This is a genomic window from Acidimicrobiales bacterium, assembly GCA_036273495.1.
Taxonomy (GTDB): Bacteria; Actinomycetota; Acidimicrobiia; order Acidimicrobiales; family JAJPHE01; genus DASSEU01.
Genome location: DASUHN010000033.1, coordinates 1 through 2,414 on the forward strand (window position 1 = coordinate 1; position 2,414 = coordinate 2,414).

3 protein-coding genes and 1 pseudogene are annotated in these 2,414 nt (G+C 71.5%); 1 reads left to right on the top strand and 3 read right to left on the bottom strand.

Translation table 11 applies throughout. From position 1 onward, the window contains the following. A partial coding sequence (locus tag VFW24_01430; protein HEX5265411.1) for a hypothetical protein occupies window positions 1–715 on the bottom strand: 715 nt, incomplete at its 3' end. Between the two features lie 114 nt (window positions 716–829). Between VFW24_01430 and VFW24_01435 the strand changes: the two genes are divergently transcribed. Continuing rightward, complete coding sequence (locus tag VFW24_01435; protein ID HEX5265412.1) at window positions 830–1,180, top strand: acyl-CoA thioesterase domain-containing protein; 351 nt, start codon at window positions 830–832, stop codon at window positions 1,178–1,180. Between the two features lie 28 nt (window positions 1,181–1,208). On the opposite strand, the pseudogene VFW24_01440 reads toward VFW24_01435, so the two are convergent. After that, a pseudogene (locus VFW24_01440) lies at window positions 1,209–1,706 on the bottom strand (AAA family ATPase). Continuing rightward, a complete protein-coding gene (locus tag VFW24_01445; protein ID HEX5265413.1) occupies window positions 1,633–1,911 on the bottom strand; it encodes a response regulator in 279 nt (92 codons plus the stop codon). The pseudogene VFW24_01440 and the gene VFW24_01445 overlap by 74 nt, the downstream one beginning before the upstream one ends. Window positions 1,912–2,414 lie beyond the last annotated feature (503 nt).

Consider the following 2,414-nt stretch of genomic DNA (forward strand, 5'->3'; position numbering starts at 1 on the left):
GGACCGCCTTGGCGTCGGCCTGGGCCGCCTGCAGCGCCGTCCGGGCGTCGGCCGGGGAGGTCGCGCCGGACAGCACGTTCTGGGCCAGCCCGCTCAGCTTTCCCTGGGCGTCAGCGAGCTTGGACTGCAGGTCCGCCAGCGCCGCGCTCGCCTGAGACGTGTCGGTGCCACGGGACTGGGCCGCGGTCAGCCGGGCCTCGATGGCGGGAACGCGGTCCCCGACCTTCCCCAGGGTGACCGAGAGGCGGTCGGCCCGCAGGACGACGGCCACCTCCTGCAGGGCCGTGTCGCTGCGGACACTCTTGACCTCGGCCTGCACCTCCGACCGTAGGGTCTTCAGGTCGCTGGCGGCGGCCACCTGCTTGCGGAGGTCGACCAGCTGCTGGCGCAGGCCCGAGAGCTGGCCCACCAGGCCGGCCAGGTTGGGGTCGTTCTCCGCCGGGCCGGTCGCCCGGTCGATCCGGGTCACCAGGGCGTCGATCCGCTTCTCGATGCGCGCCTTGGCCGCCGCCAGCGAGCTGGACGCCTTCTGCGCCGGCCGGGCGGCGGAGCCGCCGACGGCAGCGGTGGTGACGGCGGAGATCGGAACAGGGGCGGAGCTGGCCGAGGTGGCCCAGGCCGGCCCCGCCACCGCTGTGGCCCCGAGCCCGGCCGAGGCCAGGATGCCGCCGGCCAGCAGCCAGGACCGCCGTGAGGTGAGAGTCGGGAACGGCATGGGTGCTCCTGTCGGGTGGGGGTCTTCGTCCATCGTCAATGAGACAACCCATATGTGAGGAGGGTGTTAGGGCCGGATCAGGGCCTTGAGGGCCCCCATTAGGTTGAGCGGGCCATGACCTACGAGCTCGACGAGGACACCGCCCTCGAGCCGGCCGGGCCCGGCCGATGGCACGGTCGGGTGACCGGCCGCTGGGGGATCGGGGGAGGCCCGAACGGCGGTTACATCGCCGCCATCCTGGCCCGGGCCCTCGCGGCCGAGGCGGCACCGCCCCAGCCGCTCACCATGACGGTCCACTACGTCGAGCGCCCGGCCATCGGCCCGGTGGTGGCGGAGGTCGAGACCGTGCGGGTCGGGCGCTCCCACGCCACCCTGTCGGCCCGGCTGGTGCAGGAGCGGCCGGTGGCGGTCGCGCTGGCCACCTTCGGCCGCCCTCGAGGAGGGCCGACTGGGTGCGGGGCGTAGCCCGGTTCAGCTCGTCGAACAGGACGACATTGGCGAACAACGGGCCCGGGCGGAAGTGCCACTCCCCCGTGGACGACTCGAAGACCGCCACCCCGGTCACCTCGCCGGGCAGGAGGTCGGGGGTGCCCTGCACCCGCCGCATTGCGCCGCCGACGCTCCGAGCAATGGCCTTGGCCAGGAGGGTCTTGCCCACCCCCGGACGGTCCTCGATCAGGACGTGACCCCCTGACAGCAGGGCCACGAGTCCCAATCGGACCGCATCGGGACGGCCTAGCAGCACGCCGGTCAGCCGGTCGAGTAGGGACTGAGTCAGCCCGGCCGCCCGCTCCAGGTCGTCGCCCATCGCGCCGTCGCCTCTCAGAACCGATTGGGACACCACGGCAACTCCAGGGCGAGGAGGGTAAGGAGGTGAAAGTACTCGGCGCCGGCGCCAGGTCGGGCCGAACCCCGACCTAAGCTGGCCTCCGTGCGTGGCTCGACGCCTGTCCAGCCCGCACAGTCTCGTGGAGGACGCCGGCCAGCTCATCGGCGAGCTCCGCACCCATCTGCACGAAGGCCGTCGCGCCCGGCTCGATGGCGACGTGGACCATCCGGTCCGTCCCGCACGCCGACAGGACCATCACCTGAGTGCCCGGAGCCACCCGCAGGATCTCGGGGAGGACGGTCAGCCCGTCCATGACCGGCATGGCCAGATCCAGCAGGACGAGGTCGGGCCGGAGATCGGCGGCCATACGTATCCCCCCCGCCGTCTGGGGCCTCACCAACCAGCTCAACTCCCCCGTCGTCAGCGAGAAGTGCCCTGTTCACCCCACGGACGTCAGCGTCGTCGTCCACGAGCAGGACCGAGGGCTTCACGCGGTCCTCGCCTCGCCGGCTGCTGCGAGAGCTCGAGCAAGGTCACCCGGATGGAGTCCGACAATCGTCAGCTGCTCGCGCAGTAACACAGTGGTTTCCTGAAAGCGCTCGCTCTAGCGCCGCTCCGGCGCGCACGCGGTCCCCCCTCTGCGTTCAGATGTTGCATGCGAATACCGATTGATGGATCCGGTCGCTGCTCCCGAACACCCCGTCCGACTTCATGTTGGTTCCGACCCACATTCGCCGGGGCGGTCGCGCCCTGGCTTCCCCGCTGTGGTCGAGCCCGCCCTGGAGCGGAGTCCCGTCAGTCTCACTGCTCAGAGCGAGACAGAGCCATTGGAGCCATTGGTGTTGACGGCTGTGGAGCTTCCGGCGCTGG